Genomic DNA, 25375 nt, shown 5'->3' with positions numbered 1-25375 from the left:
TGCCTCACACGCCACAGTCACAGCACGAGCAGCAATCACAGCAATCGCAACCATTGCAGTCGCAGCAGCAATCGCAACCGTCGCAGCCGTCCCGGCAGGCGCCCTCGCGCTTCTTCCCGGACCACGGGCCCTCGTACTCGCCGGCGCAGCACATCTGGCAGGTGCAGAAGAGGCCGGACGCGACGGCGCAGCCCGCGAGCAGCCCGCGCTTCTTCCCCTGCTTCGGCGGCTCCGGCGGTGCCCCGCCCGGATCGCCGCCGGGAGCGCCGGGGTCCGCGCCGGGATGCGTGGGGGTGCCGAACGCCCGGTCCACGGAGCGGCCGAGCTCGTGCGCGAGCAGCAGATGCGCCAGCCTGCCCTCGACGAAGTCGACGTCGCGCAGCGCGAGCCGGATGCCGTGCAGGGCGTCGTCGGCGAGCCGCCGGGCCTCCTCGACCGGCGTCCCGGTCGCCGTCAGCGGGTTCCAGGCGCCGGACCCGGCGTCGGCCTCCCGGTCCTCGACGGCGTCGAGGAGGTGTGCGAGCCGTCCGAACAGGCGGCCCACCTCGGCGAGCGGTTCGGCGTTCGCGGGCCGACCGGCGAGCGTCGCGGTGTGCGCGAAGGCGGCGGCGGTCGCGGTCTCGGTCGGCTCGGTGACGACGAGCACGGAGGTGCCGGGTCCGGCGAGCGCCTCGACGCCCGCCTGCCGCTCGACGGCGTCGACCAGGACCGCCGTGTCGAACCCGACGTCAGATCCCGTACGGGCCCCGGCCCTTGTCCAGCCCGCGGCGACCTTCCGCGCGGCGGCCGCCACCGGCCTGCGCGCGAACAGTCCGTCCCGGTCCTCCACATGGTCGCGCACCTTCGCCGAGGCGAGCACCAGGGAGACGGCTGCGGCGAGCCGCGCGCCCTCGCCCTGAGCGACGGAGGCGCCGCGCATGCCGCGCAGCGGGCAGGGCCCGGCCTGCCGCCGCCAGGAACCGGCCGCGCCGCTCCGCGCGCCCTGAGCCTCCGTCAGAACCGAGATGAGCAGACCGTCGTAATTGGTGACGACACGAGCGAACTGCCCGTGGTCGCCGCGCAGTGCGAGACAGAGCCCGCAGAGATGTGCCATCCACTCGGTTCTGAGGCTCTCACCGAGCCGATGCGAGCAGGGTCGGACCATGCCGAACAAGACGACTCCCCCGTATGTCGAATGACGGCCCGTCAACCGGGCCGGGCGACCACGAGGATCGTATCGAGCCCTTGCGCGTGCGCTCGTTCACCCGTACGCACCGAAGGTCACCCATACGCCGTGAAGAATCATATTTCACTCACCATCAGCAGCCTTATCCCGTACAACCCTTGGGAACTGGGGGACAACACCGCATGGACTGTGCACCAGTACCGTCACGAAACCCCCGCGCGGCGGCTATCCCCTTGGCGCCGCATCTGCATCATGGACGAACATTGGGGATGCACGACATGCGGAACGCAGAGGAACCGCTGTGAGAGGAGGCGTCCATGGGATCGGTGCGCAAGGCGAGTGCCTGGCTTGGCCTCGTCGACGACAACGATGAAGAGCGTTACTACGACGACGACTACGACGAGGGGCCCGAGCCCGCCGCCGGCGACGCGGCCTGGGTCACGGATCCGCGCGTGAAGGTCGCCTCCGAGGAGGCCCAGGAGAAGGGCCGCCGGATCGGCACGGTGACCCCCGACACCTTCCGGGACGCGCGGCGCATCGGCGAGATGTTCCGGGACGGGGTTCCGGTCATCATGAACCTCACGTCGATGGAGCCGGCCGACGCCAAGCGCGTCGTGGACTTCGCGGCGGGCCTGATCTTCGGTCTGCGGGGTTCGATCGACCGGGTCGCCACGCGGGTGTTCCTGCTGAGCCCGGCGAACACGGAGATCGTCTCGGGCCGTGACACCAAGGAACCGACGGACGGTTTCTTCAACCAGAGCTGAGCGGTCCGGGGCCTGCCCCGGACCGCGTCACGCGGCCGAGGACTCGGCCGGTGACGAAGCACGCCGCGGCGCCGCCACATCGGCGTCGTCCGCCGCGGGCGCCTCGCACTCCATCTGCCGGGGCAGCCGCAGCGCGGCGAGCGCCCCGAGGAACAGCAGGACAGCACTGACCACCAGCGTGACGTGCAGGCCGTGCACGAACGCGGCGCGCGCGGCCTCCCGCAGGGACTCCCCCGCCGCGCCCCCGAGCTGCGCGGCGAGCTGGTACGCCTCCCCCAGCGAGTGCCCCGCGGCGGTCGACGTGCCGTGGGAGACCCCCGACACATGGCCGAGCCCCGGCGCGTAGGCCGCGTTCATCACGGAGCCGAGCAGCGCGATGCCCATGCCGGCGCCCAGCTGGTACGAGGTCTCGCCGATCGCGGCCGCGCCTCCCGCGTCGTCCGCGGGCGCCTCCGTGAGCATCGACTCGTAGGCCCCGAACAGCGTGGTCTGGAAGCCGAAGCCGAGCAGTATGAAGCCGAAGCCGAGCAGCCACGGCTTGTCCTGCTGGCCCATCGCGCAGAGCATCAAAACCGCGCAGGCGGTCAGCGCGAAACCGGCCGACACCATGGCGCGCGGGCCGAAGCGGCGCAGGTTCGCCGAGCCCATGACGCCCGCGGTCATCGCGGCGAAGGTCAGCGGCAGCATCCGCAGACCGGTCTCGAGCGGGCTGAGGCCGAGCACCAGCTGGAGGTACTGCACCGCGATCAGTTCGAGGCCGACGAGCGCGAGCATCGCGATGACGATGCAGCCGACGGACGTGGAGAACGCGGCCCGCGAGAACAGCTTCATGTCGATGAGCGGGTGCTCGCGGCGGCGCTGGCGGCGCACGAAGAGGGCGAGCAGCACGACGCCGACGAGGAACGGCAGGACGGCCTCGGCGTCCAGCAGATCGCGCTTGGTGCCGAGCTCCTTGATGCCGTAGACGACGCCGAGCACGCCGAGCGCGGCGAGCAGCGCGCCGAACAGGTCCCACGGACCGTCGCTGCGCCCCTTGGACTCGGGCACGAGGACCCGGCACAGCGGCAGCATGATCAGCATCAGCGGGATGTTGATGAGGAAGACGGAGCCCCACCAGAAGTGCTCGACGAGGAAGCCGCCGAGTACCGGTCCGGTGGCGGCGCCGACCGCGGCGACCGCGGTCCACACGCCGATGGCGACGGCCCGCTCGTGCCGGTCGGGGAAGACGTCGCGCAGGATCGAGAGCGTCGCGGGCATGATCATCGCGCCGCCGATGCCGAGGATCGCGCGGGCCGTGATGAGCACCTGCGCGGTGTCGGAGAACACGGCGAGCGCGGAGGCCGCGCCGAACAGCGCGTAGCCGAGCAGCAGGATCCTCCGCCGGCCGACTCTGTCGCCGAGCGTGCCGAACAGGATCAGCAGCGAGGCGCACACCAACGGATACGCGTCGCCGATCCACAGCAGTTCGACGGAGGTCGGCTTGAGGTCCTCGGTGACCGCGGGCAGCGCGACGTAGAGGATGGTCGAGTCGAGGGCGACCAGAAGGAGGCTTGTGCACAGGACGACGAGGACGACCCAGCGATTGGTGCGGGCGCCCAGAGCGGCCAGGCGTCCGAGCCCGCGCCCGGAGGCCGTGTTCGTCCCGGACATGTGCGTACCTCCCAGTGGTCCTCGCATTCGGCGGGTCCCGGGACTGGGGATGTCCTCGGTCTCCGGCTCGGGAGGAGCGGTCTCCCGGCCCCGCGGCGATAAGGCGAGTAAGCCGTCAGCGTACGCGAGTTCTCGCCAATCACACGTGGCGGACCTCTCAAGGCACCTACGAGTGGGTGTGGCGTGCACCACTTGAGGGACGGGGGCCTGCTGACGGGGCGGATGGGACGGATGCCGATAATCGGGGCCGTGACGGACGTGGACCAACGACATCGACTCTCGCCGCGGCTCGCCGCGCCCGCCCTGCTCGGGTACGCGGCGGTGCGGGCGCTCGGCCTGCTCGTGCTCGCGGTGTGGAGCGCGGCGGCGGACAAGAGCGCACACACGCTGCTCACGGCGCGCTGGGACTCGCTCTGGTACACGCGGATCGCCGAGCACGGCTACGGCTGGTCGGTGACGCTGCCCGACGGAACCGTCCACTCGAACCTCGCGTTCTTTCCGCTGCTTCCGTGGCTCGAACGTTTCGGCGCGGCGATCGGTCCGCTGTCGTACGCGGACGCGGGGCTCGTGGTGAGTCTGCTCGCCTCGCTCGCGGCGGCGTGGGGGATCTTCGCCGTCGGGGATCTGCTGCACGGCAGGGCCGCCGGGATCTGGCTGGCCGTGCTGTGGGGGGCGCTGCCCGTCGGGATCGTGGCGTCGATGGCGTACAGCGAGGCGCTGTTCACGGCGCTCGCGGCGTGGGGTCTGTACGCGGTGCTGCGGCGGCACTGGGTGAGCGCGGGGCTGCTCGCGGCGTGCGCGGGCCTGACCCGGCCGATCGGGGCGGCCGTCGTGGCGGCGGTCTGGGTGGCGGCCGCGCTGTGGATCGTGCGCGAGCGGCGGGTGCGGTGGCGGCTGGTGCTCGGGGTGCTGCTCGCCCCGGCGGGCGCGGCGGCGTACGTGCTGTGGGTCGGGCAGCGGGTCGGCGGCGGCCTCTTCGGCTATCTCGACGTGCAGGCGCAGTGGGGCAACGGCTTCGACGGGGGTGTCGCCTTCGCCGGGTTCGTCGCCGACCGGTTCACCTCGCCGCTGGGCGCGCTGGCCGGCGTCGGTCTGATCGTCGGGATCGCACTGGTGATCTGGCTGTACGTCGCCGGGGTACGGCAGCGCCAGCCCGTGCCGGTGCTCGTCTACACGGGCATCGTGGTCGCGCTCGCGCTCTGCGCCTCGGGGTACTTCGGCTCGAAGCCGCGACTGCTGCTGCCCGCGTTCCCGCTGCTGCTGCCGCTCGCGGTGGCGCTCGCCCGGTGGCGCCCGAGCAGGTCGGCCTGGCCGGTCGGCGCTCTCGCAGTGTTGTCGGCGGTGTACGGAGCGTTCTGGTTGAACGGGTCGGGTCCGCCATGAGCGGTGAGTGAACGGCCAATTCCGCAGGGGCATCAGATGAACGCATTCATAAGCGTCATATAACCAGCCGCATAAACGATCTTTGAATTCGGGAATCCTTCCTTCCGGCCGACCCGAATCATGGGAATAATCGGCCACCTGAGATCAATCCCACATCACATCGTCATCACAAAGCCCCTGATTCGCGTCGGTCCACGTCGTGGTCGCTGTAGCGTCGATTGGGTGCGTACCGAACGAAACCTGACCCGCCGGGTCGAGCGGGTCTTCGCCCGGCTCGACCGCGAGCCCGAACGACCGACTCATATGGACATCCCCCACATGAGCCGGCACCGGGTCGTGCTCTTCGGGCTGACCCTGTCCTTCTACCTCACGATCGTGGTGGCGGTGCTCGTCACGTCGTGGCTCGTCGCGGTCGACTGGCAGGTCATGTTCTTCCGGCCGTACCAGCAGTGGCCGGACATCCACGCCTTCCTCGACTACTGGGTCGTCCTCGGCCAGCGCGGCCCCACGGCCGTCATGGTGATGTCGTGGCTGGGCTGGCGGTCCTGGCGGCAGCACACGCTGCGCCCACTGCTGATGTTCGGTACCTCGCTGCTGCTGCTCAACGTGACGGTGGGCGCCGCCAAGTACGGCATGGGCCGCGCGGGCCCGCACTACGCGACCACCATCGGGTCGAGCGAGATGTGGCAGGGCGGCGACATATTTCCCTCGGGTCACACCGCGAACGCGGTGGTGACCTGGGGCATCCTCGCCTACCTCGCCTCCACCCCGAGGGCCAGGCGCTGGCTGTCCGCGGTCTCCGCGGTGATCTCCCTGAGCGTCGGCCTGACCACGGTCTACCTCGGTACGCACTGGCTGAGCGACGTGCTGCTCGGCTGGGCCGCGGGCCTGCTCATCCTGCTCGCGCTGCCCTGGTGCGAGCCGCTGGTGGCCCGCGCCGAGGCGTGGATCCTCTCGTTGCGCGACCGCTGGCGCAGCGGCCGCTCCGGCGCCCCCGCGCCGCAGCCGGAGGCCGATCCGGTCCCGGTCCCGGCGATGGCCACGACCCGCCCGCGCGAGTCCGTCGGCACCACCGCCAGGTCGAGCCGCCAACTGCTCCCGCAGGGCCCGCACACCCCGCGCAGCGAGCGCACCCCGATCACTCCGGCGGGCAGCCGCCGGCCTGCGACGGAGAGAATCACGCGCGGGACACCCTCGACGAGACCGGTGTCCTGAGCGCACCCACAGACGGCGGGGCCCGGTACGCACAGCCAAGCCCCGCACCCGCGAAGGCCCCCGAACCTCCTCAGAGTTCGGGGGCCTTCGCACGCTCCGGGGCGGGGCGGCCGGGGGCGTCAGCCCTTCCAGCAGCGGGTCACCCGTCCCTCGGCGACCTCGAAGTTGAGCCGCCCTGCCTGGTACTCCATGGTGATGATCGCGCCCGGCGGCAGCTGCCGGACGGTGGACCAGCCACGCGAGCCGGCCTGTGACTCGGCGCTGCGCGCGTCGAGTCCGACGTACGCGTCCGGATTGTCCTGTGGTTCCGCAGGCGGAGTGGGGATGGGTGCCATGCGGCCACGGTAGGCCGCGAGTCACGCTTTTGTCACAAGATCACGACAGTTGTTTCTTCATAGTTCCTCACACGATCGAGCGTTCTCCGGCTCTTACTTCTCTCTTACTTTCCACAAAGCGACACCGCCGGACGGAATTCCGGCACCCCTCTCGACAACCTCCGCGGGATCGCCGCCGCACCCCTTTGTTCAATTCCCCACGAATTCCGAATCTAGCGGCGGCGCGGGCCAGTTGACAGCATCCGTGAATTGCCTGTCCATGCCAGAAAGAGGGGCACGCCCCCTGTCGCGGCGGCCCCCCTCGCGAGCATCATGGCGTAAGTCCGCAGCAGGCCCGAGGCGCGCAGCAGAGCAGCGAGGGGGCAAGCGATGGGAACGACCGGGGTGCAGGCGGGGCCCGCACCGGTGGGGGCACCGCGCGAGCGGCGGCCGGGCCGGATCGTCGTGGACTGGCTGACGACGACGGACCACAAGAAGATCGGCCACCTCTACCTGATCACGTCGTTCGGCTTCTTCCTGGTCGGCGGGGTCATGGCGCTGCTCATGCGGGCCGAACTCGCCCGCCCCGGACTGCAGGTGCTGTCCAACGAGGAGTACAACCAGCTCTTCACGATGCACGGCACGATCATGCTGCTGCTGTTCGCGACGCCGACCTTCGCCGGCTTCGCCAACGAGATCATGCCGCTGCAGATCGGCTCGCCGGACGTCGCGTTCCCGCGGCTGAACATGTTCTCGTACTGGCTGTTCCTCTTCGGCGGCCTCATCGTGCTCGGCTCGCTCGTGGTGCCGGGCGGGGCCGCGGACTTCGGCTGGTTCGCGTACGCGCCGCTGAACAGCCTGACCCGCTCCCCCGGCGTCGGCGCCGACCTGTGGATCATGGGGCTCGCGCTCGCCGGGTTCGGCACGATCCTCGGCTCGGTCAACTTCCTGACGACGATCATCGGGATGCGGGCGCCCGGCATGACGATGTTCCGGATGCCGATCTTCACGTGGAACACGCTGTTCACGTCGATCCTCGTGCTGATGGCCTTCCCGGTGCTCGCGGCCGCGCTGCTCTGCCTGGAGGCGGACCGGCGGTTCGGATCCGTGGTGTTCGAGGCCCAGTTCGGGGGTGCGCTGCTGTGGCAGCACCTCTTCTGGTTCTTCGGGCATCCGGAGGTCTACATCATCGCGCTGCCGTTCTTCGGGATCGTCAGCGAGATCCTGCCGGTCTTCAGCCGCAAGCCGATCTGGGGCTACACGATGCTGGTCGGCGCGACCATGGCGATCACGGGCCTGTCGGTGGTCGTGTGGGCGCACCACATGTTCACCACCGGCGGGGTGCTGCTGCCGTTCTTCTCCTTCATGACGTTCCTGATCGCGGTGCCGACCGGCGTGAAGTTCTTCAACTGGTGCGGCACGATGCTGAAGGGCTCGCTGTCCTTCGAGACGCCGATGCTGTGGTCGACCGGCTTCCTGGTGACGTTCCTGTTCGGCGGGCTGACCGGGGTGATCCTGGCCGCGCCGCCGATGGACTTCCACGTCTCGGACTCGTACTTCGTCGTGGCGCACTTCCACTACGTCGTGTTCGGCACGGTCGCCTTCGCCACGTTCGCCGGCTTCTACTTCTGGTGGCCGAAGCTCACGGGCAAGCTGCTCGACGAGCGTCTCGGCAAGATCCACTTCTGGACGCTGTTCGTCGGCTTCCACACGACGTTCCTGGTCCAGCACTGGCTGGGCGCCGAGGGCATGCCGCGCCGGTACGCGGACTACCTGGCGGCGGACGGCTTCACGGCACTCAACACGATCTCGTCGATCGGCGCGTTCCTGCTCGGCCTCTCCACGCTGCCCTTCCTCTACAACGTCTGGAAGACGTGGAAGTACGGCGTGAAGGTCGAGGTCGACGACCCGTGGGGGTACGGCCGCTCCCTGGAGTGGGCGACGGCCTGTCCGCCGCCCCGCCACAACTTCGTCACGCTGCCGAAGATCCGCTCGGAGTCCCCGGCGTTCGATCTGCACCACCCGGAGTTCGCGGCGTTCGAGGACCGGCCGGCCGTCTCGCACGAGAAGTCCTAGGCAGGACTCACCTGCACCGAAAGGTCGTTGTCCCCCGTGTAGTAGGCCTCGGCGGCCATTTCCCCGTGGCCCGCGACGGTCACCCGCTGCGCCGGGTACGTGAAGATGGGCTTCTTGTCGGCGACGTCGTCGAGCAGCCGGGCGAGCCGCACCTGCGGCCCGTCGTCCCCCGCGGGCCGCAGCCACAGGTCCCAGCGGCCCTCGCGCAGCTCGTCGTAGCCGACGCGGAGCGTGAACCGGGGCCCTTCCCACACCAGTTCGGTACGGAGCACGGGGCCGCGCACCGCGCGGGAGCGGATCTCCCCGTGCGCCTTCGCGGTGAACCCGGTGCCGTAGAGCCGCCCGTGGACGGTCAACTCGCCGTGCATGATGAGCAGTTCCCCGGCCTCCGCGTGCGGGGCCCGCAGCCAGCTGCGCACCGAGAGGTTGCCGTGCTTGGTGACGTACGGGATGCGTACGGCGACATAGCCGCGCGAGCCGCTCGGCGCCCGGTCCACCAGGGAGCGCAGATCGTTGACGCCCGGCACGAGCCGCACCGGTTCGTCCCCGGCGACCTGGGAGTACGCGTCCCAGCGGCCTTCGGCGAGGGAGACGCTTATCGGCAGCGAGGCGCGCAGCCGCCCCTCGCCGGTCGGGGTGAGCGGCAGGTACACCGTCTGCCCCGAGGCCCGGTCGACGAGCACCAGATGGGCCGGGTCGGGCGATCCGTGGTCGGTGACGTCGAAGGTGAGTCCGCCGGCGGAGTCGGCGATGCAGTCGGCGCGGGGCGGCATGAGGACGCTCCTGTCGCTGTCGTCGGGGCCGAAGCACGGCGGGGGCGGGGCCGTCGGGGCAGTCATGCGGGGTGTCCCTTCCGCTGCGGTCTGAGGGCGTCGCGCACCGCGTAGGCGCCGCCGAGGAGCGAGCCGCGGGCCCGGTGCAGCAGGTCCACGGAGCCGCCGCGCCGGGTGAGCGAACCGAACAGCGACTCGTAGCGCTCGGCGATCCGCGCCGGGTCGAAGCGCTCGGAGCCCCTGAGGGCGTGGGCGCTCATCTCCTGGCGCAGGGTGTCGTTGTTGATGAGTTCGAGCAGGCCGCCGGAGATGGCCTCGACGCTGCCGACCTCGACGAGACGGCCGTCGACGCCGTTGTTGATGATCTCGCCGGGGCCGTGCGGGCAGTCGGTGGCCACCACCGGCAGACCGCAGCGCATCGCCTCGACGATCGTCATGCCGAAGGACTCGAACCTCGAGGTCACCGCGGCGAGGGAACCTTTCGCCCACTCCGGCTCTATGGGGTGGGCGGGCCCCATCAGATACACGTGGTTGTAGAGGCCGAGCTCGTCGATGAGGGTGCGCAGCTTCTCCTTCTGCCTGCCACCTCCGTAGATCCGCAGACGCCAGTCGGGCCGCTCGGTGCGCACCTGGTCGAAGGCGCGCACCAGCAGGTCGTAGCGCTTGACGGGCGCGAGCCTGCCGGCCGCCACGACCCACTTGCCGCTGCCGTCGGCGGGCTCGATGCCGGGCCGCGGCACCGGGTTGGGCATGGACTCGACGCGGACGCCGGGCAGCCGCAGCCGCTCGCGGTAGGCCAGGGCGTCGGCCTCCGTGGTCGTGGTCAACGCGTCGAGACGCGGGTAGACCGACCGCAGTTCACGGCGGAGCGCGTTCGAGTGCGTGTCGAGCGTGAGGTGCTCCTGGCCGACGCGCAGCACTCCGCGTCTGGTCTCCCTGGCGAGGTGCACATTGAGCCCGGGCCGGGTGCCGACGACGACATCGGCCCCGGTCGAGCCGAGGTGCTCGGCGATCCGCCGGTCGGTGAGCGCGCTGTACTGCTCGTAGCGCCCCTCGCTGCGCGGGAAGACCGCGGCGGGCCGCTGGAACTCCGGGTCGTCGCCCTCGTACCCCCCTGAGCCCTTGCGCAGGTCCACCAGGTGCCGCACCCGTACGCGCGGATCAGGCGCGAACACGGGCTCGTCCCTATGTCGGAAGACCGACACGACCTCCACATCGTGGTGGTCGGCAAGCGCGCTGGCCAGGTTGTACGTGGTGCGGATCGTCCCTCCGATCCCATACGCATTGTGAATCAGGAAAGAAATCTGCATGCGTCCTCGTATCTGTCTGAACAGTCCGTCTTCTGCGCCTACCGGATGGTTAGACGGAGATGACCTCACGAGGGTTGTTCCTCATCATCATCTTGTTCCTGAACAGTTGCCGGATTGGTAGGCAAATTCAGGAACCCCTTCGCCGCGTCGACCGTCTGGGGTCACGTCATGGCTGGTAGGGAAGGTACGGAACGTCGAAGCAGGTGTCCGTCATGCCACCGCTCTGCGTGACCCAGCCTTTTTGGTCGGTCCATCTCACGACCGACAGACATGTACGTCTTCTTTTCGGCGGCTCGGCGTACTTCGCGAACGTCACGGGAAGCAGCAGCCCATCGGCCGAGTACCGTACGCGACGCTCCATAAAACGGTCGACGCACGCTCGCGTGACCGTGCGGCAGGAGCGGGCCGCGTCCGTGAACCACATCGCGGCGGCCCAGCCCTCCAACTGCCACTGCGAGTGCGTCTTCAGGTCCCTGGTCGCGTCGCGGAAGGCGCGCACTGCGGGGTGCCCGGTGTCCTCGTAGTTGCGGCTCGCGCCGGTGGCCCACAGAGAGGCGCGGCAGCGCGGCGCGTCCTTGTAGGCGGACCGGACGGCCGAGGTCCAGTTCTGTACGTTCGTGACCTTCGCGGTGACGTGGGCGCCGACGTCGTCCATGGCCGCGCAGAGCCTGGCGTTGCCGTGCGCGTCGATGGCGTCGAAGACGAGGTCGGCCCCCTGGTCCTTGAGATCGGCGGCCGCGGCCCGGAAGTTGGGCAGCGCGAAGTCGAGCTGCTCGGTGATCACCCGGTACCCCTCGGCCTTCAGCCCGCGCGTCACCAGTCGGGCGTACGCGGCCGACGCGGCCTGGTTGTAGGAGACGACGGCGGCGGTGCGGGCGCCCTGCTCGCGCTTGAAGTAGCGGTAGACCTCGGTGCCGCCGGACAGCTTCCCGCCCCAGCCCGGCGTCCCGTCGCGGGGCGCGAGACTGCCGTAGATCCCGTACAGGTGCGGATACGTGTCGTAGGCGGCGCCGATCGGCTGGCCGCCGATGTCGGGCACGCGCGCGCGGGAGACGCGTTCCGCGCCCGCGTAGTCGAGCGCCGTGGTGGCGACCAGGGCGACGACCTTCTGTTCGTCGACGAGCTTGTGCACACAGGCGTTGTTGCCGACGCCGCTGCCGCCGTCGTCGCACAGGTGCACCTCGACACGGCGCCCCTTGATGCCGCCTTTGGCGTTCAGGTTCCGGAAGTACGCCTGTGCGCCGTCGCGGGTGTCGGTGAAGGTGGCGCCGCCGACGGGGCTGGTGGCGCTGGTGACGATGCCGACGCGCAGGGGCTCGGTGGACCGCGGCGCGGGCGCGGAGCGGTCCTCGAAGTCGCTCTCCGGCAGCCGCGAGCCGCAGGCCGCGAGGGTCACCAGGGCGAGCCCCGCGGCGAGCGCCTCAGCAGCCGGGACCCGGCGACGCATTGCCACTCATCTGCACCAGGGCGCACAGCGTGTTGACGGAGACCTTCCACGTGCCGTCCTGCTCGACGGAGGTCCCCTTGGCGTCGGGCAGCACCGTCGCCCCCTTGAGGGCGAGTCCGTACGTCACGTCGGCCCCGGTCGCCGAGGTGAAGGCGATCCCGGTGACGGTGGCCTCCACCTGACCGCCGCGCTTGTCCCCGCTGAAGCTCTTCAGGACCGGCCGCATCCTGGCGCCGTCCTCCAGGACCTTCTCCTTGTCCGTCGTCGTCACCTTCGGGTCGAAGAACTTCTTCCAGTTGGTCCTGATCTCCTTCTCGGCGGCGGCCCGGTCGGCCGGCCGGCCCCCGCCGGCGCCCGACGGCTCCTTGCCCGCGGGGCGCTCGGAGCTCGGCGTCGGCGGATTGCTGTCGGCGCCGCCGCTGTCGTCTCCGCAGGCCACCAAGGCGGGGCCGAGGACCAGGGCCAGGACGAGGGCCAGTGCCGCGCCCCGCCCGCGAGCCGCGCGCTTCGTGCTCCCGAGAACCATCAGGCTCACCGCCGGGTGTCGGTCCGGGAGGGTCGGCCTGATCGGCCAACTGCCCCCGGAGCTTTCCGAGTTGGGCTCCAGAAGGCATAGTGCAAGCGATCGGCGGACAAGGCCAGACACACACGCACACCAGTGGGGGCCGACGATGCGGACTGCCCGACTACGTATGGTGCACCCGGCCCTGTGGGCGGGCCTCGGCACGCTCGCCGCCGGGGCGGTGCTCTGTGTGATCGGCTGGTACGGGATGTCGGGCGAGCGCTTCGCCGAGCGCCAGCTCCCCTACCTGGCCTCGTGCACGGTGCCGGGAGCGGCCCTGATCATCGCGGGCGCGGTGCTCCTCACGTACGGCAGGAACACGCTCGCGGTGTCGCGCGTGGAGCGCCTCTACGAGCTGCTGGTCGCGGCCGACCCGATGGCCGACGGCCGGAGCCCCGTGACCCCGCTCGCCTCCAGCGGCCGACTGCTCATGGTGCCCGGCGGCACACTGTGGCACCGCGCCGACTGTCCGCTCGTCGAGGGCAAACCGCAGGCGGTGCCCGCGGACCCGGGGGCGATCACGGAGTCCGGGCTCGCTCCGTGCCCCGTCTGCGAACCGCCCGCGGGCAGCTGAGGCGGGGCTGTGCCGTCCTTGACGTACGACCTCACACTCGCCGGGCTCTCGGTGGGCGCGGCGGCGGCGCTCACCGGGATCGGCCTGATCGTCACCTACCGGGCCACGGGCGTCCTCAACTTCGCGCACGGCGCGATCGCGATGCTCTGCGCCTGCCTGCTGCGGCAGTTGGTGGTGGGGTGGGACGTGCCGCTGTGGGCGGGCACGGCACTCGTGCTCCTGCTGGTGGCTCCGGGCCTCGGACTCGTCCTGGAACGCGGGGTGTTCAGACCGCTGGCCCTGTCGGGCGGCGATCCGGCGCGCACGCTGGTGGCGTCCATCGGCGTCTTCGTCCTGCTCGTCGGCGCGGCGGCGCTGCTGTGGGGCACGGGCGGCCGGGACGACGCGCCGACGCCGGTCGCCGGGGAGCCGTGGGGGCAGCTCGCGGTGGCCTGCGCGATCGGCGTCTCGGTGTGGGCGGTGACGCGCTGGACGCGGTTCGGCGAACAGCTCCGGGCGGTCGTCGACAACCGTCCGCTGGCCGTGCTCGGCGGCGTCGACGCGGACCGGGTCGCGGCGGTGGGCTGGGTGTTCGGCACGTTCACCGCGGGGCTGACCGGGGTGCTCCTGGCCCCCTACGTGCGCCTCGACCCGTACGGCCTGCCGCTGCTGGTCATGGAGGTCGTGGCGGTGGCGGTCCTTGCGGGCATGCGGCGGCTCGGGGTGGCGGTGGGGGCCGCGCTCGCGATCGGTGTCGCACAGAGCCAGCTGACACGGTTCCATCCGGGCGGCTGGGGCGAACCGCTCGTCCAGGCGGTGGGGGCGAATCTGTTCGTGGTGGCGCTGCTGGTCGCGGCGCTCGTGCTGCCCGGGGTGGGCGGACAGGGGGCGCTGCCGACGACGGTGACGCGACGGGCCCGGAACGTGCCACGGGAGGCGTGGCTGGTGGCGGGCGTGCTGTTCCTGCTGCCGCTCGGTTTCGCGGGCTCTGACCTGCGGACGTCGATCCAGGTGCCGGCACTGGCGCTGATCCTGCTGTCGTTGGTGGTGGTGACGGGGAGGGCGGGGCAACTGGCTCTGGGACAGTGCGCGTTCGCCGGCCTCGGGGCTCTGTTCACGGCGCTTCTGACGCTCGACCGCTTCCCCGGCCTCCCCCGGATCCCGGCCCTGGCAGCGCTTCTGCTGGCCGTACTGCTGGTGGCGCCGCTGGGGCTGCTGACCGCCGCGCCCGCGATCCGGCGGCACGGTCTCGCTCTGGCGCTCGCCACGTTCGCGGTGGGGGTCGGGGTGAGCCGCTTCGTGTTCGCGCAGCCGTACGCGGCGTCGGGCCTGACGCCGCCGCGGCCCGCGGGTTTCGGGGACGACCGGGCGTTCTACGTCCTGGAACTCGCCCTGCTGGTCGGGGCGTTGGCCGTCGTGGCCGGGCTGCGGCGGGGACGGGTGGGGCGGGCGCTCGCGGCGGTCCGGGACCATGAGGCGGGGGCCTCGGCTGCGGGGGTCGGGGTGCCGGGGCTGAAGGTCGCGGTGTTCGTGGTGGGGGCGGGGCTCGCGGCGCTCGGTGGCGGGCTGCTGACGCTCGGGCTCCGCTCGTTCGACCCGACGGCGTACGACCCGGTGCGGGGGTTGTTGTGGTTCGCGGCGGTGGTGGTGCTGGGGGCGGACAGTCCGTTCGGGGCGTTGCTCGGGGCCGGGCTGCTGGTGGGGCTGGACGCGGGGGCGCGGGGCGGGGCCGCGGCGCTGGTGATCGGGGTGCTGGCGGTGTTGGTGGGGCGGCTTGGGCGAACCTTTCAAGCCCCTGCGGCGATGGAGCAGCGGGGTCCGGGGCGGAGCCCCGTGGCGCGGGGACGCCCGACCGCACCAAGACAGGAGCCGGCACCCGCTCCCCTCACCGCCGACCACCTCACCGTCACCTACGGCCCCCACCCCGCCCTCCAGGACGTGAGCGTCCGGATCCCCAGCGGCAGCGTCACCGCCGTGGTGGGGCCCAACGGGGCCGGGAAGAGCACCTTGTTCCACTGCCTCGCCGGGACCGTGCGCCCCAATGCGGGGCGGGTGCGGCTCGGGACACGGGACATCACGCGGCTCCCGGCGTACGCCCGGACGCGGCTCGGTGTCGCACGGACCTTTCAACAGCTCGTCGTCTTCCCGTCGTTGACCGTGGCCGAGAACATCCGGATCGGCGCCGAGCAGGGCCGCGTACGCGATCCGGCGGCCACCGGACGGATGACGCGGCTGTTCGGACTGCGGGGCGATCAGGAGACGGACGGCCTGTCCACGGGAACGTTGCGCCGCGTCGAACTGGGACGCGCGCTGGCGGGCGGCCCTCACGTGCTGCTGCTCGACGAGCCGACCGCCGGGCTCGACCCCGCCGAGGTCGCCGCCCTCGCCCGGCTGCTGCGGGCGCTCGCCGCCGACGGCATGGCGGTGCTCGTCGTCGAGCACGATCTGGACCTCGTCGCCGAGCTCGCGGACACCGTGCACGTGATGGCGGCGGGCCGCATCGTGGCTTCGGGCACGCCGCACTCCGTCCTCGACCGCACACCGGAGCGCTCATGACGTCCCGTCCCGGCGGCATCCAACTGCGCGACGCCCGCGTCCGCTACGGCCCCCTGGAGGCCCTGCACGGAGTCACGCTCGCCGCCCCCGCCCGCGCGGTCACCGTGCTGCTCGGGCCGAACGGCTCCGGGCGCACCACGGCCCTGCGCGCCCTCGCCGGCACCGTACGGCTCACCGCGGGGTCCGTGGTGTGGGACGGCGTCGACGTCACCCGGCACACCGCCCGGGCCCGCGCCGCGGCGGGCCTGCGCCTCGTACCCGACCGGCAGGCCGTCTTCGCGGGCCTCACCGTCGCCGAGAACCTCCGGCTGGCGGCCGGGGCCGGGGACTTCCGTGCCGCCCTCGACGCCTACCCGGAGCTGGGCCCCCTGCTCGACCGCCGCGCCGGCACCCTCTCCGGCGGCGAGCAGCGGATGCTCGCGGTCTCCCGCGCCCTGCTCGCCCCGGCCCGCGTCGTCCTCGTCGACGAGCCCGCGCAGGGCATGGCCCCTCCGGTCGCGGCCCGCACGTACGCCGTGCTGCGCGCCCTCGACGCCTGCGTGGTGCTGGCCGAGCAGCGGCTGCCGCCCGCCCTGCGCGGGGCGTCGCGAGTGTTCGTGTACGAACTCGGGCGCGGCGCGGTCGTGTTCCGGGGCGAGGCTAGCGAGCGTCCGACGGCTTCGGGTCGGGGATGACCAGCGTCGTCCCCTCCTCGAGGTGGTCCGGGTGCGGGCCGACCGTGTCGCTGTTGGCCTCGTAGAGCGCCTGCCCGCCGCCCTCGACGTGGAAGCGGCGCGCGACGGACGCCAGGGTGTCGCCGCGCTCCACGACGTGCACGCGGCCTTCGAGCCCGTACCGCTTGGAGCAGACCGGCCAGGCCTTCCAGCCCTGGGTGCGCAGCACCTCCTCCGCGACCTTGATCTGCTCGTCGCGGGTCGCGAGGTCGGCGCGCGGCGCGTACTGCAGTCCGCCGTGCTCCTCCCAGGTGGACTGGCGGAACTGGAGCCCGCCGTAGAAGGAGTTGCCGGAGTTCTCGTCCCAGTTGCCGCCGCTCTCGCACTCGGCGAGGCAGGACCACGGCCACTGGGTCTTGGCACATTCGTACGGCTCAAGGGCGTGCGCCTCGGCGGCGGCGCCGGCCGGCGGCGCGGCGAGCGCGAGCAGCACGCCCAGCAGGACCGCCACCCACGGCGCTCGGCCGTGGGCCTTCGGGTGCGTAGAGGTCGGGTGCATAGCGCGGACGGTAGGCAGCCGGTGCGCGGGCGTCCGGCGTGCCGCGCCGCGCCCGCGGCACGACCCCACCCGGTCGGCGCACCGGGTGGGGTCGCGGGGCCGGGGGCGGTCAGCGCAGCCGCAGCCGCTGCCCCGGCAGGATCAGGTCGGGGTCACCGCCGACCACCGACCTGTTGGTGGCGTAGAGGCGTTGCCAGGTGATGCCGTGCGTGGCGGCGATGCGGCCGAGGGTGTCGCCGCCGCGTACGACGTAGCCGCCGCGGCGGGCGGTGCCACGGTCGGTGTGGCCGGAATTGCGCTGCTGCTTGACGGCCTTGGCCGCGGCCCGGGAAGCCGACTTCACCGCCTTGGGTGCCGACTTGGGTGCCGCCTTGGGTACGGCCCGGGACTCCGCTCGCACGCCCGGCGCGCTGCCGTACGCCCCGGCCCGCGCCGAACACGTGGGCCAGGCGCCCCAGCCCTGCGACCGCTGCACCTTGGTGGCCACGGCGATCTGCTGGGCCCGGCTGGCCCGATCGGCGGTCGCCGCGTGGGCACCTCCGCCGTACGCGCGCCACGTGCTTGCGGAGAACTGGAGCCCACCGTAGTAGCCGTTACCGGTGTTGATGTGCCAGTTTCCACCGCTCTCGCAGCGTGCGATGCGGTCCCACACGCCGCCGTCGGCCGCGGGGGCGGGGCCGGCGAGGGCGAGGAGACCGAGTGGGGCGGCTAGGGCCATCCCGGCGAAGACCGCTGTCGTGCGTGCCGTACGTATCGGCGCGGACATGAGATCCCTCTCGTGGACTGCTCGGTGCGGACGGCGGTGGAATCTAGGCAGCGCGCGGCGGCCCCGGCAACAAGGAGCCCGTCCCGCCAGGCCAGTTCGCCGTTACCCGAAGTACCGACGATTTCCGGCCACACGATACATACGGGGATTTCAGTATTTGTCGACCTGTCGGCTTCGCGATCTGTGACCCACTTCACCGGTCCAACTTCCTTGGAAAACCAACAAGTTGGCATGGAGTGACACATTCCGGAGGTTCGTTCACGGTGTGCGCCGGATGAGGTGATTCCGTTCGGATCCGAGCGTGACCGACGACACAGATCACCCGTTGAGCCTGTATAAGCACTCGCCTGACCGCGGCCGATCACCCCGATCGGTCCGACAGATCCCTGAGGAGTCCCCGTGCCTCGCTTGCTCGACGTCAGCAACGACGTACGCGCCGAGATCGGCGACGAAGAAGCCGACCGACTGCTGGCCGGGGACAATGCCCCCGGCAGCTACGACTGCACCTCCTGCCGCACGCCCGGAGACTCGCAGCAGCAGCCGACCAGCACCGTCCTGTTCGTCGGCGACGAGACCGCCGTTCTCGCCTTCGCCCATGCCACCTGCCTGCCCTCGCAGGTCGTCCAGGTCGCGGAGGACCAGCTGCAGGGCGCCGTGCAGTCCGTCAGCGGCGGCCCCGCGGCCGCCGGCGCCGACGGCACCCCGGCCCCGCCCGCGCAAGCCGTGCTCGGCGTGACCAGCGGCCTCGTCCTGCTCGGTGACACGGTGCACCCGGCGCTCGTCGTCGAGCCGACCGGCCCCATCGCCCGCCCGGGCACCACCACGGACGGGGACGACTTCCTGCCGCTCCTGATCGAGCAGGGCTTCATGCCGGTCACCGAGCTGTCCGAGGCCCCCTCGGGGCTGCCCGGCTGGTCGGTGCTGCTCGCCATGGGCCAGCTGCACGCGATCCTGCAGCCCGGCATCGGCGGCTCCCCCGCCCAGGTCGCCTGGTGGCAGGCGCACCAGCCGCTCCTGGTGACGGAGGGCTGGCGGACCGCGGCGAACAAGACGCAGACGGTGCTCGTCTTCGCCGCCTCCTCCGGTTCGATCGGCCACCAGCCGCGCGAGGACCTGCTGCGCCAGGCTCTCGACAAGGCTGCCGCCAACGGACGTCTGGTCGCCGCCGCGATGCCGCTCGCCGGCACCTGAGCCGACCCCGGAAGCGCTCCAGGGCCCCCACGAACACGCCGGTCACACCGCTGACAGCCAGCAACAGCGCAGGCCAAGGGCGCATCCCGTCGGGGGCCCTGTTCGTTGGCACATACGTGCACCCATACGACCCGACCTCATCCAGCGCGCCCGCTCCGTCCCGACGACCCCAGCAGTATCCGAACCCCATCCCGTCGATGCGTCCCGCGGAGGACCGGCCCGGCGGCCACGCCGCGGGCGGCCACGCGGGGAGCGGTCCATCGGTGACCCCGATCTACGACGCCCTGTACGCGGAGTGGCGCCGGTCCTTCCGGACGCTGCCCGGCGACCGCAGCGGCGAGGACGACCCGGGGTTCAGGGGCTTCGATCCGGGCTTCGGCGCGCGCCCGCACCAGCACACCCCGCACCATCCGCCGCGCTGGCAGCCGTACCCGCAGCAGCAGCACGCCACGGGGCGGCACTTTCCCCCGGCCCTGCCGCCGGGGCCGCGCCGGGAGCACTGACCTCCCGCGCCTCGCACAGGAAAACGCCGCCGGTGGATGTCTCCACCGGCGGCGTTCGTCCGTACCGCTTACTGCCGTCTACTTCTTCTTGCCGCGCTTCTCGCGCACCCGCACGGAAATGTGGATCGGCGTGCCCTCGAAGCCGAACTCCTCGCGCAGGCGGCGCTCGATGAAGCGGCGGTAGCCGTGCTCGATGAAGCCGGAGGAGAAGAGCACGAACCGGGGCGGCTTGGAGGCGGCCTGCGTGCCGAACAGGATGCGGGGCTGCTTTCCGCCGCGCACCGGGTGCGGGTGGGAGGCGACGAGCTCACCGAGGAAGGCGTTGAGCCGGCCCGTCGGGATGCGCGTCTCCCAGCCCTCCAGGGCCGTCTCGATCGCGGGGACCAGCTTCTCCATGTGGCGGCCCGTGCGCGCCGACACGTTCACCCGCGGCGCCCAGGCGACCTGGCCCAGCTCGGTCTCGATCTCGCGCTCCAGGTAGTAGCGACGCTCCTCGTCGAGGGTGTCCCACTTGTTGAACGCGAGGACGACCGCGCGGCCCGCCTCGACCGCCATCGTCACGATCCGCTGGTCCTGGATGGAGATCGACTCGGAGGCGTCGATCAGGATGACCGAGACCTCCGCCTTCTCCACGGCGGCCGCGGTGCGCAGCGAGGCGTAGTAGTCGGCGCCCTGCTGGAGGTGGACGCGCTTGCGGATGCCCGCCGTGTCGACGAACTTCCAGGTGACGCCGCCGAGCTCGATCAGCTCGTCGACCGGGTCGCGGGTGGTGCCCGCCAGCTCGTTGACGACGACGCGGTCCTCGTTGGCCACCTTGTTCAGGAGCGAGGACTTGCCGACGTTCGGGCGGCCGATCAGAGCGATACGGCGCGGTCCGCCGAGGCCCGCGCCGCCGAAGGTCTGCTGCGGGGCCTCCGGGAGGGCCTCCAGGACGGCGTCGAGCATGTCGCCGGTGCCGCGGCCGTGCAGCGAGGAGACCGGGTGCGGCTCGCCGATGCCGAGGGACCACAGGTACGAGGCGTCCGCCTCGCCGCTCGGGCCGTCGACCTTGTTGGCGCAGAGCACGACCGGCTTGTTCGCCTTGCGCAGCAGGCGCACGACGGCCTCGTCGGTGTCGGTGACGCCGACCTTGGCGTCGACGACGAAGACGACGGCGTCGGAGGCCTCGATCGCGTACTCGGCCTGCGCGGCCACGGACGCGTCGATGCCGAGCACGTCCTGCTCCCAGCCGCCGGTGTCGACGACCTTGAAGCGGCGGCCCGCCCACTCGGCCTCGTACGTGACGCGGTCGCGGGTGACGCCCGGCTTGTCCTCGACGACTGCCTCGCGGCGCCCGATGATGCGGTTCACCAGGGTCGACTTGCCGACATTCGGGCGGCCGACGACGGCGAGGACGGGCAGCGGCCCGTGGCCCGCGGCGTCGAGCGCGCCCTCGACGTCGTCGAGGTCGAAGCCCTCCTCCGCGGCGAGCTCCATGAACTCCGCGTACTCCGCGTCGCCGAGCTCCCCGTGCTCGTGTTCCGGGGATCCCTCGGGCTGGATCTGGTCGTTCATGAAGTCCGTACCTCGTCGTTCATTCGTGGTGATCGGTGCGCCCGCCTCGTGTCAGGAAAGCCGCACTACTGAAAGTCTCGCTCAGCGCCCGGTCAGGCGCCTGGCGTTTTCCAGGTGGCTGGTGAGCCGGTCCTGGATGCGCACGGTGGCCTCGTCGAGGGCCTTGCGCGTGCGCTGCCCGCTGCCGTCGCCCGCCTCGAAGGGGTCGCCGAAGACGACGTCGACCCGGCTCCTGAACGGGGGCAGCTTCTTTATCAACCGTCCAGGGCGCTCCGTGCTTCCCAGCACGGCGACCGGGACGATCGGCGCCCCGCTGCGCACCGCGAAGTACGAGAGTCCGGCCCGCAGCGAGGCGAAGTCGCCCTCGCCGCGCGTGCCCTCGGGGAAGATGCCGAGCACGCCGCCGCCGGAGAGGACGCCGAGCGCCCGCGTGATGGCCGTACGGTCCGCGCTCGTGCGGTCGACCTTCACCTGCCCGATCCCGTCGAGGAAGGGGCCGAGCGGGCCGACGAACGCCTCCTGCTTGATCAGGAAGTGCGTCGGCCGCGGGGCGACGCCCATGACCATGGGGCCGTCGATGTTGTGGGAGTGGTTCACGGCGAGGATCACCGGTCCGGTCGCCGGGACCCGCCAGGACCCCAGGACCCGCGGCTTCCACAGCCCGTACATGAGGCCGACACCGATGCGCCGACCTACTTCGGCGCCCCGCTCGGAAGGCGCGTCCGTCACTTCGAGTCCCGCTTCTCCTCGACCAGGGTGACGACGCACTCGATGACCTGCTGCAGCGTGAGGTCGCTGGTGTCGACCTCGACGGCGTCGCCGGCCTTGGCCAGCGGCGACGCCTTGCGGCTCGAGTCGGCCTTGTCGCGGGCGACGAGGGCCTCCTGCGTGGCCTTCACGTCGGAGCCCTTGAGCTCTCCGGAGCGGCGGGCGGCGCGGGCCTCGGGCGAGGCGGTGAGGAAGATCTTCAGGTCGGCGTCGGGCAGCACGGTCGTACCGATGTCACGGCCCTCGACGACGATGCCCTTCTCGGCACCGAGGGCGATGGAGCGCTGCAGCTCGGTGATCCGGGCGCGCACCTCGGGGACGGCGCTGACGGCGCTGACCTTGGAGGTGACCTCGGGCGTACGGATCGGTCCCGCGACGTCCGTGCCGTCCACCGTGATGGTGGGCGCCGACGGGTCGGTGCCGGAGACGATGTCGGCCTTGCCGGCGACAGCGGCGATCGCGGACGGGTCGTCGAGGTCGATGCCGTTGTTCACCATCCACCAGGTGATCGCCCGGTACTGGGCTCCGGTGTCCAGGTAGCTGAGGCCGAGCTGGGCGGCGACGGCCTTCGAGGTGCTCGACTTGCCCGTGCCGGAGGGTCCGTCGATGGCGACGATCACTGCTGCGGCGGCGGTCGCGGCGGTTTCCATAGGTGACGGACACCTTTCTCAGTGCACGGGGGCATGGGTACGAGGCGCGGAAGCGCCCCGTACAAGGTTACTGGCTCCGGAAGACCCCTTCTTACGTGCCTCCACGGGCCTCGTTACTGGCGCATCGCCCAGCCCCGCTCGCGCAGCGCGGCGGCCAGCTTGGGCGCCGCGGCGGGCTGCACCATGAGCTGGATGAAGCCGGCCTGCTGCCCGGTCGCGTGCTCGATGCGCACGTCCTCGATGTTGACCCCCGCGGCGCCCGCGTCCGCGAAGATCCGGGCCAGCTCGCCGGGCTCGTCGGAGATGAGGACGGCCACGGCCTCGTACGCCGCCGGGGCCGCGCCGTGCTTGCCGGGCACCCGGGTCTGGCCCGCGTTGCCACGCCGGAGCATGGTCTCGACGCCGTCCGCGCCCTCGCGCCGCTTGGCGTCGTCGGAGGACTGCAGGGAGCGCAGCGCCTGCACCGTCTCCTCCAGGTCGCCCGCGACGGCGGAGAGCAGGTCGGCGACGGGTCCCGGGTTCGCGGAGAGGATGTCGATCCACATCCGCGGGTCGGAGGCCGCGATCCGCGTCACGTCGCGGATGCCCTGTCCGCACAGTCGTACGGCGGCCTCCTCGGCGTGCTCCAGGCGGGCCGCGACCATGCTGGAGACCAGGTGCGGCATGTGCGAGACGAGCGCGACGGCCCGGTCGTGGGAGTCGGCGTCCATCACGACGGGGACGGCCCGGCACAGGGCGACCAGTTCGAGGGCGAGGTTCAGGACCTCGGTGTCCGTGTCCCGGGTCGGGGTCAGCACCCACGGCCGCCCCTCGAAGAGGTCGGCGCTGGCCGCGAGCGGGCCGCTGCGCTCACGGCCCGACATCGGGTGCGTGCCGATGTACGGGGCGAGGTCGAGGCCCAGCTCCTCCAGCTCGCGGCGCGGTCCGCCCTTGACGCTGGCGACGTCGATGTAGGCGCGGGCGACGCCTCGGCGCATGGCGTCGGCGAGCTGCGCGGCGACGTGCGCGGGCGGCACCGCGACGATGCACAGGTCGACGGAGCCCTCGGGCGCCTCGTCGGTCCCCGCGCCGAGCGCGGCGGCGGTGCGGGCCTGCCCCGGGTCGTGGTCGGCGAGGTGCACGGTGACGCCGCGGGAGGCCAGGGCCAGGGCTGCGGAGGTGCCGATCAGGCCGGTGCCGATGACGAGTGCGGTTCTCACTGGGCGATGTCCTTGCGGAGAGTGGCCGCGGCACCGAGGTAGACGTGCGCGACCTCGGCCTTGGTCCGCTCGGTCTCGATGTGCGCGAGGATCCGGACGACGCGCGGCAGGGCGCCCGCGATGTCGAGTTCCTGCGCGCAGATCAGGGGCACGTCGACGATGCCGAGCTTGCGGGCGGCGGCGGCCGGGAAGTCGGAGTGCAGATCGGGCGTGGCCGTGAACCAGATGGAGATCAGGTCGTCGGCGGTCAGCTCGTTCCGCTCGAGGACGGCGGTGAGCAGCTCACTGACCTGCTCGTCCATGTGCCCGGCCTCGTCCCGATCGAGTTGGACGGCGCCCCGGACCGCTCGTACCGCCACGTCACTGCCCCTTTGCTGGTTTTCCCCGTGCCCGTCATTGGTATAGGTGGCCCAGCGTAGTCAAGGCGGGTGACACGGGTGTGGGGCGCCCGTCTGCCGAGACGGGCGCCGCCGCACGCACCCGTGCGCCGCCGGGTCAGAGCTTCTGCTGCTTGATCAGGTCCTCCAGGGAGCCGGACGCCGGCACCTGGCCTTCGGGGGTGAGCCGGTCGACGACCTGCGGCAGGTCCCGGGCCACCTGCGCGGCCGCCTCGTCGCGGCTGACGCCTGCCTCGGCCGCGGCCCTGTCGAGGGCGTCGTCGGGCAGAGCCTGTTTGACCTGGTCGGCGCTGATCGGCTGGTTGTCGCCCGGGCCGACCCACGACGTGAGCTGGTCCCGGTCGACGAGGCCGGACTTCGTGAGCATGTCGAGGAGCCCGCCGAGCGGATTGGACCCGCCTCCGGCGCTCGCGCCGCCCGCTCCGCCCGCACCGCCTCCGAGGAGGCCGCCGAGCAGCGAGCCGAGGATGTTGCCGCCGCCGGACGATCCGCCCTGGCCGCCGCCTCCGCCGAGGAGACCGCCGAGCAGACCGCCCAGATCGTTACCGGCCATGACCACGCGCCTTTCCGTGCATTTCGGTAAACCCGGACCACCTCAATGTCGCCCGAACCGCCCCCTGTCGCCACCCGGCCGGAGCTGCTTGCATGGATGCGGTACCGCTGCCGCCTCGGGGGGAGGCCCGGTCATGAAGCGCTCGGGCCCGCTGTACACCTTGTTCGCAGGGCTGGCCCTCGGCCTGTTCGTGCTGTCGCTCAACGCGACGACCGGCGAGGGCACTTCGTCGTACGGAAAGGCCCCGGCGGCGACGGCCTCGCCCGCGCCCTCCGCCTCGCCGTCCGCCGCCACCCCGCCCACGAAGGCGAGTGCGTCGCCGAGCGCTTCGCGGGCCGCCCGCCCCAAGACGAACTACGCGGGCCGCACGGACGACGACACGTCCGCGATCTCCGTCTCCGTACGCGGCGACAAGGCGATCGCCTACTTCTGCGACGGCCGCTCCAAGGAGTCGTGGATGAAGGGGAACGTCGAGGACGACGGCTCCATGAAGCTGACCGGCAAGCACGGCGCGAAGCTGGACGGCAGGCTCGTCGGCGACCGGATCCGCGGCACCACGACCGTCGCCGAGCACCCCTACGGCTTCTCGGCGAAGAAGGCCGTCAAGCCGTCCGGCCTGTACCGGGCGACCACCGAGGTGCGCGGCGCGAAGATCGACGGCGGCTGGATCGTGCTGCCCGACGGGAGCCAGGTCGGCATCGTGCGCCGGGACGACGAGCCGTCCGCCGCGCCCCGCATCGATCCGGCGACGGGCGAGGTCACGGTCGACGGCGACAGCCTGACGGCCCGCCCGGTCGTCCCCTGAGCACCACG

At 71.8% G+C, this 25375-nt stretch carries 25 protein-coding genes; 10 read left to right on the top strand and 15 right to left on the bottom strand.

The window, feature by feature from the left end; all coding sequences use genetic code 11:
- Nucleotides 1-4 precede the first annotated feature (4 nt).
- Entirely contained in the window at nt 5-1144 is a 1140-nt protein-coding gene (locus ACY34M_RS34010) for a DUF5685 family protein (RefSeq protein ID WP_462723598.1), read from the bottom strand.
- A gap of 338 nt (nt 1145-1482) precedes the next feature.
- On the opposite strand from ACY34M_RS34010, the gene ACY34M_RS34005 reads away from it, so the two are divergent.
- Nucleotides 1483-1929 carry a cell division protein SepF gene (locus tag ACY34M_RS34005; RefSeq protein ID WP_462723597.1) on the top strand — a complete coding sequence of 149 codons (447 nt, stop codon included), beginning with the start codon at nt 1483-1485 and terminating at the stop codon, nt 1927-1929.
- A gap of 27 nt (nt 1930-1956) precedes the next feature.
- On the opposite strand, the gene ACY34M_RS34000 is transcribed toward ACY34M_RS34005, so the two are convergent.
- On the bottom strand, nt 1957-3579 hold the full coding sequence (locus ACY34M_RS34000) for an MFS transporter (protein ID WP_462723596.1): 1623 nt from the start codon (nt 3577-3579) through the stop codon (nt 1957-1959).
- A 231-nt stretch (nt 3580-3810) separates the two neighbouring features.
- On the opposite strand from ACY34M_RS34000, the gene ACY34M_RS33995 reads away from it, so the two are divergent.
- Both ACY34M_RS33995 and ACY34M_RS33990 read left to right on the top strand, forming a co-directional pair.
- Nucleotides 3811-4962, top strand: coding sequence for a hypothetical protein (locus ACY34M_RS33995; RefSeq protein ID WP_462723595.1), 1152 nt, complete (start codon nt 3811-3813; stop codon nt 4960-4962).
- A gap of 222 nt (nt 4963-5184) precedes the next feature.
- The gene (locus tag ACY34M_RS33990; RefSeq protein WP_462723594.1) at nt 5185-6177 is read left to right on the top strand and encodes a phosphatase PAP2 family protein; all 993 of its coding nucleotides are present in this window, start codon (nt 5185-5187) and stop codon (nt 6175-6177) included.
- Nucleotides 6178-6296: 119 nt separating this feature from the next.
- On the opposite strand, the gene ACY34M_RS33985 is transcribed toward ACY34M_RS33990, so the two are convergent.
- Complete coding sequence (locus ACY34M_RS33985; RefSeq protein ID WP_462723593.1) at nt 6297-6512, bottom strand: I78 family peptidase inhibitor; 216 nt, start codon at nt 6510-6512, stop codon at nt 6297-6299.
- Between the two features lie 369 nt (nt 6513-6881).
- Between ACY34M_RS33985 and ctaD the strand changes: the two genes are divergently transcribed.
- Nucleotides 6882-8567, top strand: coding sequence for an aa3-type cytochrome oxidase subunit I (gene ctaD, locus ACY34M_RS33980; RefSeq protein ID WP_462723592.1), 1686 nt, complete (start codon nt 6882-6884; stop codon nt 8565-8567).
- Here the strand turns inward: ctaD and ACY34M_RS33975 are convergent.
- The 4 genes from ACY34M_RS33975 to ACY34M_RS33960 all read right to left on the bottom strand — a co-directional run bounded on the left by ACY34M_RS33975 (nt 8564) and on the right by ACY34M_RS33960 (nt 12623).
- The gene (locus ACY34M_RS33975; RefSeq protein WP_462723603.1) at nt 8564-9340 is read right to left on the bottom strand and encodes a hypothetical protein; all 777 of its coding nucleotides are present in this window, start codon (nt 9338-9340) and stop codon (nt 8564-8566) included. The genes ctaD and ACY34M_RS33975 overlap by 4 nt on opposite strands.
- Nucleotides 9341-9402: 62 nt before the next feature.
- Entirely contained in the window at nt 9403-10650 is a 1248-nt protein-coding gene (locus tag ACY34M_RS33970) for a glycosyltransferase family 4 protein (protein ID WP_462723591.1), read from the bottom strand.
- Between the two features lie 166 nt (nt 10651-10816).
- The gene (locus ACY34M_RS33965) at nt 10817-12097 is read right to left on the bottom strand and encodes an ABC transporter substrate-binding protein (RefSeq protein ID WP_462723590.1); all 1281 of its coding nucleotides are present in this window, start codon (nt 12095-12097) and stop codon (nt 10817-10819) included.
- Nucleotides 12072-12623, bottom strand: coding sequence for a hypothetical protein (locus tag ACY34M_RS33960; protein ID WP_462723589.1), 552 nt, complete (start codon nt 12621-12623; stop codon nt 12072-12074). Before ACY34M_RS33960 ends, ACY34M_RS33965 begins: the two co-directional genes overlap by 26 nt.
- A gap of 145 nt (nt 12624-12768) precedes the next feature.
- Between ACY34M_RS33960 and ACY34M_RS33955 the strand changes: the two genes are divergently transcribed.
- From ACY34M_RS33955 to ACY34M_RS33945, 3 genes are read left to right on the top strand one after another with little or no spacing between them, the layout of a single operon-like run.
- Nucleotides 12769-13233 carry a hypothetical protein gene (locus tag ACY34M_RS33955; protein WP_462723588.1) on the top strand — a complete coding sequence of 155 codons (465 nt, stop codon included), beginning with the start codon at nt 12769-12771 and terminating at the stop codon, nt 13231-13233.
- 9 nt (nt 13234-13242) lie between these two features.
- Nucleotides 13243-15768, top strand: coding sequence for an ABC transporter permease subunit (locus tag ACY34M_RS33950; protein ID WP_462723587.1), 2526 nt, complete (start codon nt 13243-13245; stop codon nt 15766-15768).
- On the top strand, nt 15765-16442 hold the full coding sequence (locus ACY34M_RS33945; protein WP_462723586.1) for an ATP-binding cassette domain-containing protein: 678 nt from the start codon (nt 15765-15767) through the stop codon (nt 16440-16442). The genes ACY34M_RS33950 and ACY34M_RS33945 overlap by 4 nt, the downstream gene beginning before the upstream one ends.
- Here the strand turns inward: ACY34M_RS33945 and ACY34M_RS33940 are convergent.
- On the bottom strand, nt 16408-16980 hold the full coding sequence (locus tag ACY34M_RS33940; protein ID WP_462723585.1) for a transglycosylase family protein: 573 nt from the start codon (nt 16978-16980) through the stop codon (nt 16408-16410). The two genes, ACY34M_RS33945 and ACY34M_RS33940, sit on opposite strands and share 35 nt — an antisense overlap.
- Nucleotides 16981-17089: 109 nt before the next feature.
- The gene (locus tag ACY34M_RS33935; protein WP_462723584.1) at nt 17090-17746 is read right to left on the bottom strand and encodes a transglycosylase family protein; all 657 of its coding nucleotides are present in this window, start codon (nt 17744-17746) and stop codon (nt 17090-17092) included.
- Between the two features lie 399 nt (nt 17747-18145).
- Between ACY34M_RS33935 and ACY34M_RS33930 the strand changes: the two genes are divergently transcribed.
- The gene (locus ACY34M_RS33930) at nt 18146-18937 is read left to right on the top strand and encodes a hypothetical protein (RefSeq protein WP_462723583.1); all 792 of its coding nucleotides are present in this window, start codon (nt 18146-18148) and stop codon (nt 18935-18937) included.
- 197 nt (nt 18938-19134) lie between these two features.
- Entirely contained in the window at nt 19135-19440 is a 306-nt protein-coding gene (locus ACY34M_RS33925) for a hypothetical protein (protein WP_462723582.1), read from the top strand.
- 78 nt (nt 19441-19518) lie between these two features.
- On the opposite strand, the gene der is transcribed toward ACY34M_RS33925, so the two are convergent.
- The 6 genes from der to ACY34M_RS33895 form a co-directional block, all read right to left on the bottom strand.
- Nucleotides 19519-20994 (bottom strand): ribosome biogenesis GTPase Der, encoded by a 1476-nt coding sequence (gene der / locus ACY34M_RS33920; protein WP_462723581.1) that lies wholly within the window; start codon nt 20992-20994, stop codon nt 19519-19521.
- 81 nt (nt 20995-21075) lie between these two features.
- Complete coding sequence (locus tag ACY34M_RS33915; protein ID WP_462723580.1) at nt 21076-21723, bottom strand: lysophospholipid acyltransferase family protein; 648 nt, start codon at nt 21721-21723, stop codon at nt 21076-21078.
- Nucleotides 21720-22412 carry a (d)CMP kinase gene (cmk, locus tag ACY34M_RS33910; RefSeq protein WP_462723579.1) on the bottom strand — a complete coding sequence of 231 codons (693 nt, stop codon included), beginning with the start codon at nt 22410-22412 and terminating at the stop codon, nt 21720-21722. Before cmk ends, ACY34M_RS33915 begins: the two co-directional genes overlap by 4 nt.
- A gap of 113 nt (nt 22413-22525) precedes the next feature.
- The gene (locus tag ACY34M_RS33905; RefSeq protein WP_462723578.1) at nt 22526-23611 is read right to left on the bottom strand and encodes a prephenate dehydrogenase; all 1086 of its coding nucleotides are present in this window, start codon (nt 23609-23611) and stop codon (nt 22526-22528) included.
- A complete protein-coding gene (gene aroH, locus ACY34M_RS33900; protein ID WP_399240359.1) occupies nt 23608-23970 on the bottom strand; it encodes a chorismate mutase in 363 nt (120 codons plus the stop codon). The genes ACY34M_RS33905 and aroH overlap by 4 nt, the downstream gene beginning before the upstream one ends.
- Nucleotides 23971-24106: 136 nt before the next feature.
- Nucleotides 24107-24562: a YidB family protein gene (locus ACY34M_RS33895; RefSeq protein ID WP_462723577.1), complete on the bottom strand. Its 456-nt coding sequence runs from the start codon at nt 24560-24562 to the stop codon at nt 24107-24109.
- 133 nt (nt 24563-24695) lie between these two features.
- Between ACY34M_RS33895 and ACY34M_RS33890 the strand changes: the two genes are divergently transcribed.
- The gene (locus tag ACY34M_RS33890; protein ID WP_462723576.1) at nt 24696-25367 is read left to right on the top strand and encodes a hypothetical protein; all 672 of its coding nucleotides are present in this window, start codon (nt 24696-24698) and stop codon (nt 25365-25367) included.
- Nucleotides 25368-25375 lie beyond the last annotated feature (8 nt).

This window comes from Streptomyces sp. EDA2-14 (assembly GCF_054963755.1).
The sequence above is the reverse complement of the archived record's forward strand: the minus strand, read 5'-3'. Positions and strand labels throughout refer to the sequence as shown.